This window comes from Faecalibacterium sp. BIOML-A1, assembly GCF_009679715.1.
Taxonomy (GTDB): domain Bacteria; phylum Bacillota; class Clostridia; order Oscillospirales; family Ruminococcaceae; genus Faecalibacterium; species Faecalibacterium taiwanense.
The window spans coordinates 453,515-461,020 of the sequence record NZ_WKZJ01000001.1 but is presented as its reverse complement, the minus strand read 5'-3'; the positions used below and the strand labels follow the sequence as shown (position 1 = coordinate 461,020).

The window sequence follows — 7,506 nt, the reverse complement described above, 5'->3', positions numbered from 1 at the left end:
AAACAAACAGCGGCCCCGCAGACCTTTTTCAAAGTCTGCGGGGCCTTGTGCTGTGGGGCTATTTTACCTGCACGGTCATGGTTCGGTCACTGCCCGGTAGCCGCGGATGACGCGCCACTTGGCAACGCCCTTGTCCGGCTTAAAGCTGCCGTCGGCGCGGGCTTTCAGGTAGCCCTGCTCGATGGCCCACTGGGCGGCTTGGGCCAGCTCCGGGTCGGCTACGTCCGCAAAGGCGGGCAGAGTGGCCGGGGCCGGGCGGCCTGCGGTGTTCCAGAGGAGCATTGCCAGCTCGGCGCGGGTATGGGGCACGGCCACTCCTGCAGGCAGGAGCTGGTCAAGGATGAGCTCCGTGCCCACCTGATAGGCCACGACGCCCGCCACGCCCACGACTGCGCCGACCGCAAGAAGGGTGCCGAAGCCGTCTCCGCCGTCTCCGCCGTCTCCGCCGCCCTCGTCGCTCTCGGCGGTGCGCCAATGGCCATAGAAGGTCACGTCCCGGTCGAGGTTGCCCACATGGTCCGCGCCCGGGCCCATGTAGTAGGGGCTATCCTCCAAGCGGGTGCCGTCTTCGAGGAACCAGCCCTCAAAGAGGCGGGCTTCCTCCTCGCTGCCGATGATCGCACCGGGGATCTGCATCGATGGCTCCGCTTTGTCCCCCGGGCGGACGACCCAGTAGGCCGTATAGTCTGTGGGGGCCTGCTCCGGCCGGGCGATCTTCGCCTTCTTGCTCTCGTTTACTTTGCCTTCCACCAGAGCGAGGCCGTCCAACGTTCCGAACTGGTAGATGGTTCCTTCCGGGCAGGTTTTCTTTCCGGCAAGCAAGTCCTCTATGGTTCGGTTGCGCTCGGTATGACGAATCTTTGCATTGCGAGCGTTCTGGTTCTCCACAAAGTGAGCGTAATGGATTTCATAGAACATCTTCTCCACATCGCTGAATGCGGCAGTCTGTTTATCCTTGTCGGATGCCGAACGGATGCCATGATAGCAGTCCCAGTAGATGTTACCTTTAGCTCGTTCCGGGTCAATGTGCTCGCTGTTGGAAAGGTTGAAACTGCGGTCATTGTGCTTGGGGTTATAGGTGCCGTGGGTTCCGGCTCGTCCATTGTGTCGTGTTAATTTCAGATAGACATCCCTCTTTTCCTGTATTTTTGTGTACGGTCACTCATGCTATTAGATCACAAGAGTAATACAATTCTTCCAAGCAAAGGGTCATGCATTTCAAGATCAAGTCTTGAAATCTTCTTTCGGAATCGAGAGGTAGTCCTTTCAAAAAAGGATTTATGTGGTTGTCATACTGCAAAGAAAGTGACCTATCGCTCCTTCCCTCAGTGGGAGATCATGGCGTTTGTCGCTTTCCGCTTAGAAGAGTTTGCTTTCGCTCTGCAAGAAAAGTATAACAGAGAAACTTGGAATCGAACAGGAACTGAGAGTTCCTAATTTTCGGTGAAAGTAGGAAGCATCGTTCCCATTTCTTGTTGCATCCCTATTCTTTCTTTGCGGGGAATCATTAAGATGCTGCATCTCTGTAATTATCATAGCACCTGAAATTGCAAAAGTCGTGGGCTTCGTAGGCCTATTATTGTCCCCCTAAGTGAACCCGTTTTGATTACTTTTTCCTGATTTTGGTATAAGGTTTAGCAGGAGCTTCTTTCATTTCAACAGCTTGCCGGGAGAGTGCGCAGCAGCGGAGCTGCTGGATCTGCCGCCATTTTGCGCCAGATAATACCCAGTAGGATATGACGCACAGCGTCATATCACTGGGCAAGGCGTTCCCCCTTGACTCCCTTCAAAGGGCTGCGGTCTCGCCTGTCGGCTCGGTCGGTGCTTCAAAATACCTGCGGCCTTTTGAGGTCGCCACTGGCGACCCGCACCTCTGCACTCTTGCTCCGGGCAAGCTGTCCAGAAAAACAGCTCGTCCGGCTCCGATGTAACGAGAACTGACAAATTCGTCCGTTTTCGTAATCGTATAGCACAAAAAGGCGGCCATCTGCACCCATGCAGACAGCCGCCTTTGGTTTTATGCCGTATTCTATTTCTCAGTCTCTGAAAATCTTATCCAGTTCCCTTTCCATGGTGCCCGCCTTGGCAAATTCCAGCGTATCCGCCTGACGGATATGGTGGGCGGTGATGCCGTGATTCTTTGCAAAACCCAGAATGTAGCTGATGGCAATACGGTAGATGATCTCGGTCGGAGCAAGGCCATAGACCTGCTTAGCAAAGATATGTTCCAGCCGGGCGTTATCGTCCGGGAAGATTTGCCGCATCTTCTCGCTGCGGTAAAGGCGCTTGACGATTTCCGTAATGTACAGGCCGGACTTCATGTAGGGGTCCAGGAAGGTCTTGCCGGGGTCATCGAAGCAGCCGGGGTTTTCCTGCTCCAGCAGGTCCACCATCTTTTTCACCACCCATTTGGGGGTAAAGATCTGGTTGGTTTTCTGGGGCGGGATGTAATCGAAGATATCCTCGGTGCGGCTCTCGTCAAAGTAATCCGCCAGCTTGACCTTCAGGTTCAGGAATTCCTTCACCGAATCGTCAAACACCACCGGGTCGAACAGGTGGCCTGCAAAGTGCTCCTCCTGTCCGGTGGCTTGGTTGATGTACGGCCCGCCGTCCCGCAAAAAGCGGAACTGTTCCAACGTGATGCTGGTGACCTCCTGAAAGACCTTGTCCGGGATGATCTGGTCAAAATTCGCCAGTGTCACGGTCTCGTCGCCATACGCCATGAGGAAGGACGGGATGGTGCGGGAGAAGCCCCGCAGATGGTCACGGACGGTGTCCTCGTAGCCTTTTTTCTCCTGCTCCTTCTGGTTGGTCTCCACGGTGCGCACGATGGTCTGCTGCATCTCCTGCGCCGTCTGCTGGATGGTGGATTGCAGCGTCTCCATCAGGGCGGCGGTGCTCTGCTGCTGCTTTGCGTCAAACTCCCGGTTCACCTGCTGGCGCTGCTGGGCAGTGGTGCAGCTTTGCAGCAGCCGGGTGCGCTGGGTCTCCAACTGGCTCTGATCGATGCGGTAGTTGTCCACTACCTTGTTCACCGCTACGTCCATTTTGGCCTTGGCGGCGCTCTCAAACCGCTTCTGGTCGGACAGCTTCAGGTCGCGGCCATACTCCTGCTTTGCCTGCTCCACCATGGGGGTGATGATCTCCTTGGTGATGCTCTTTTTCAGAGGTTCCAGATGCTCTTCTTTGGCAGGAGCCGGGGCATCGGTGAGGTCTTGCAGGGCGGTGTCCAGTGCCGGAGTGCTTTCGTAAATTTTTGCCCCGAACACATCCGCCGCCTTGCCGATGACGTAGCCCTCATCCAAATCCACCTCGCCCTTGTCGTTCAGGGAGAGGTCTGCGCCGGTCTCCGGGGTGATCTGGATGGGCTTTGCCTTTGCCTCGCTGATGGGCTGGAAGTTTTGCAGAATGTCCAGCACCTCCTGCGGGGCACTGAATACGTTGGAAATGTTCTGGAACAGGAAGTTGCTCTGGAAGCCCATCCGCACCACTTCTTTGGACTTGATTTTCCGGGGGATGCTGAGGACTTTTTCTGCATCCAGCGGGATCATCTCCCCTTCCTCGTCCTCGCCGATGACCGGGAAGAAGTTGAGCAGATTCTGAATGTGCGCCTTGCGCTCCTCGGTGTCGCCCTTGCCGCTGGCGGTGTCCTGTGAAAGGTCGTTGGCGAACTGCTCGTAGATCAGCAGGGTGCGAGCGGGGTCAAAATCGAACACATAGGCGTTCTCTTTGCGGCGGAAGGTGCCGTTTTCGTGGAAAAGGCAGGGGTTCTGGGCACGGAACGCCGCCTGCATATACAGTGCCGGGCTTTTCAGGTTGGAGAGCATCAGCACCGCCGACCACTCCGGGATGGTGACACCGGTGGTGAGCTGCCCCACCGACAGGGTGATGGTCTTTTCGTGGTGGGCGATGGCGGCTTTTACCCGGTCAAAGCTCTTCTGGTTCTCGTCCGTGTCGTCCAGCTTGCCGTCACCGGCAGCAAGGATCACCTCATAGTCCCGGAATACCGGGTGCGCCTGCAGCTTTTTCGCCAGCGCTCTGGCGCTGTCCACCCGGTTCAGCAGCCAGAAGGTGTGCTTCAGTTCGGCACGCAGCTCCGGGGTGGAAAACGGAAATTTGTTCTGGGTGGTCATGGCATCCAGAAAGCGGTCCACCTCGGCTTCGTGCTCAAAGCTGCCGCTGGGCTTTACCTTGAAGAACTCGTTCAGGTCAAAGGCAAATTCCTGCGTTTCGCCGTCGATCTCTACCCCCTGCTGGATCTCGTCCCGGATGATCTCGGACATCTGGTAGGTGTAGAGGTTGAGCATGGGGAGGTTTGCGTAGGGGTTCTGCTGCCCCGGTGCGCCCTGCCAGTTCCGCTTGGCTGCTTGCTCGTCGGCGTAGGTCCAGTTAAAGATGGCATCCCCGGCAAACTTGTCGTTCGCCAGCGCCTTGAAGGGCGTGCCGGACAGGTGCAGCGTGAAGCGGCGGCGGATGTGGTCAAAGGCAAGGTCGGTCTTGTAGGTGTCCACGCCCTCGTGGGCTTCGTCGATGACCAGCACATCCCAGTTCAGCTCGGTCAGGTGTTGCAGCTTGTCGTACTCGCCGCCGAAATACTTTGAGCCTTTCATGTCCTGCAGGCTGACGAACTCAATGCGCTTATACAGTTTCTCGCCCTGTGCGGCGGCATCCAGATAGCCCTGCTCGTCCAGCACATGGGGCTGCCCGGCAAGGGCATCCACATGGCTGACGAACAGATAGCCGGACTCCCTGCCCAGAAAGCGCACATAGTCGCTGTACCAGCTATTGACGATGGCTGGGCGGTTGGTGACGATAAGCACCGTCTGTGCATCGACCTGCTTGCAGAAGTCGTAGACGGAGAGGGTCTTGCCAAAGCGGGGCTTGGCGTTCCAGAGGTATTCCCCGCCGGGGTGGTTCAGGTAATAGGTCTTGGTGTCATGGACAGCCCTTGCCTGTTCTTCCCGCAGGGTGTAGGCGATGGCGGCATCCAGCTGCACGCGCCCCCGGTTCATGCGGAAATCCTGAAAATACCGCCGGGACTGCTGCCCATCCAGATGGAACCACTCGTTTTTGCGGTCGTTCTCCACGTTCAGCTTGCGGAGGTAAGCGTGGAAATCGTGGTCGGTGAACACCTCGCCGCTGCCGTCATCGTAGACGGCATTGCCCCGCCACTCCTCATGGAACAGCACATCGGCGGTGTGGGTCTGCTGTTTCAGACGTTTGTCCACCGACTGCTCGGTGTAGCCGATCTTCGTCCAGCCGTTGTGCCGGGCAATTTCCGGGGTGGTATAGGCGTAGATCATGGGCACCACCTGCCGGGCAGTGCGCAGGGTTATGCCAGCCATTATGCCATCTCCTTTACATGGGTCTCGATAAATTCGATCTCGTCAGCGGTCAGGTCATATTCGCGGTAAAGCTGCCGGTCGATTTCCGCCACCGACTTGCTCCAATCAATGTCGGAATGGGCGGTAAAGTCTTGAAGGGGAACGTATTTCCATTTGTCTGGTGTAATATCTTGTGTAGTTTTCAAAACACCTAATAATGCCCGTGCAAATTTTGTTTTTATGTATTTTAATGCTGCATCCATCTCATACTCGGAGTCTAGGATACCAATGCTCAGAAATGTTTCAGTTGAACCAACTCCGGGTGTTGCCGTGATTGGTGACGATATTACTTCTCCAAACGCACCTATTCCATTTGCTTTCGGAATAAACAGCTTGAATTTATCAAGGTTTTTCACCTTGTTGACATAATCCCTTCTCACATACTTATATGCACGTTCATTGTTTGTTCGTCCTAATATTCGGATATAATCGTTTCCATCTGTTGGCTTCGCATCAAAAAATATTTGTGGCAATCGGTCAAATATATTTGTTGCCATATCGTAAGCATGACCCTTACTCAACTGACCAATTGCTTCTGGATGATCCTCGTGCATTTTGTCGGTCAATCTATATGCTGTTCTCGTCACCACAATATTGCTTAACGAAATAAAATCAGCCGTTTCTGTGACCTTATGGAGAATCGCATTCAGTTTTGCATATTTAGTAAACACTCCGATTGCGCCAAAATCCGAACAGCTATCCCTATATGAAACAACCACTCCTCCTTTAATGTCAGTATTCGGGAAAATCGAGCTTGCATCAGCTTCATAGTGCAAAACCTTAAAGTGCGGGTCACTCAGCATTTTCTCATTCCATGCTTTTGGCGTAGAGCCAGCATTGAACAAAAAACGTGCAGGGTGAATCATTTCCACCTTATCTGCAATTTCATAAGACGCATCCAGAAATTTGTTATATACTGGCGGTGCAAAGCCTTTGTTATCGCCAAGGGTTTCATCCTGATACGGCGGGTTTCCGATGACATAATCAAACTTCATGCTGGTACTCCCTTCCTGAATGGTTTCAAAGTTCTGGGCGGTTCCATGGCTGCCCTTGCGCCAGTTTTTCACTTTACAGGATACCGTGGGCGGCTGCGGCTCTGTCGCCCCGAACATGGAAAAGAGGTCAAGCTGTTCTGTCTCCGGCTGGGGCTTGCCGCCGGGCACAGACAGGTGCAGGCCGTCCATCTGCCACAGGTTCCAGCTGATGATGTTGGCGATAGGTTGTAACTCTTCTTTTGTGGGTTTGCGCTGCCACCGGGCTTGCAGATGCTCTGCATAGGTCAGCAGCAGGTTGACCCGTGCCAGCAAAAGATTATCTCCCTGATACTCGTAGCCGTAGGTGGACTGCACCGCATGGGTGGCATATTTGCGCCATTCGTCCTCTGTGGCGGCGTTCTCGCTTACCACCCGCAACTTGCGGTCCAGAATGCCAATGCGCCGGGCTACCGGAATCATCTCGCCGGTGGCGGCATCGTACCGGGACGCCAGAAAGGGGGCTTCGCCGCAGGTCACCTCCAAGCGGCGGCTCTGCACATACTGCACCCATGCCGGGGTCCTGCCCCCGCAAGCCGGGAACTGCACCGGCGTTTCCACCGTCTGCCAGCCTTGGGGCAGCTCCACCGTGAACTGCCCGGCGCTCTCCTCTGCCCCCAGCCCACGGAACCAGTCAGCATCCAGTGCGTTGTTCATCTTGTTGCAGACCCATGCGGGGCTGAACACCTCGCCTTTTTTGCGGGTGCGCTGCTGCTGGGTGTCGGTCTGCTTCATCATCCGGGGCAGCACCACCTCGTAGTGGGTCAGCCCGAGCTGCTGGGTGGTGATCTGCGATCTATCCGTCACCGGTTCGTACATCACCGTTTGCAGTTCCTCCGGCGGATCGGTGGCCCAGATGATGTTTTTACCGGTGGAGTGGTCTTTTAGAAGTATATCCAGCACCGCCTGCACTTCCGGTGCGTGAAAGTCGATCAGTTGTTCCAACGGGGATTCCCTCGCTTTGCCTTAGCGTTGCGGCGGAAGTGATAATGTTCTTAGCACTTTCAGCCTATACTAACAAGTATCTTATCACTTTTACAGTCAATTCACAAGAATTTCGGCGTTTTTTGCCAAAAGTAATAAGATTCTCT

Annotated in this window: 3 protein-coding genes; all 3 read right to left on the bottom strand. The window is 55.1% G+C overall.

What is annotated here, in order from left to right; translation table 11 throughout:
• Positions 1-75 precede the first annotated feature (75 nt).
• The gene (locus tag GKG36_RS14765) at positions 76-918 is read right to left on the bottom strand and encodes a hypothetical protein (protein WP_243138997.1); all 843 of its coding nucleotides are present in this window, start codon (positions 916-918) and stop codon (positions 76-78) included.
• 1,118 nt (positions 919-2,036) lie between these two features.
• On the bottom strand, positions 2,037-5,345 hold the full coding sequence (locus GKG36_RS02245) for a DEAD/DEAH box helicase family protein (RefSeq protein WP_154258863.1): 3,309 nt from the start codon (positions 5,343-5,345) through the stop codon (positions 2,037-2,039).
• Positions 5,345-7,360 carry an Eco57I restriction-modification methylase domain-containing protein gene (locus GKG36_RS14760; protein WP_243138996.1) on the bottom strand — a complete coding sequence of 672 codons (2,016 nt, stop codon included), beginning with the start codon at positions 7,358-7,360 and terminating at the stop codon, positions 5,345-5,347. Before GKG36_RS14760 ends, GKG36_RS02245 begins: the two co-directional genes overlap by 1 nt.
• Positions 7,361-7,506 lie beyond the last annotated feature (146 nt).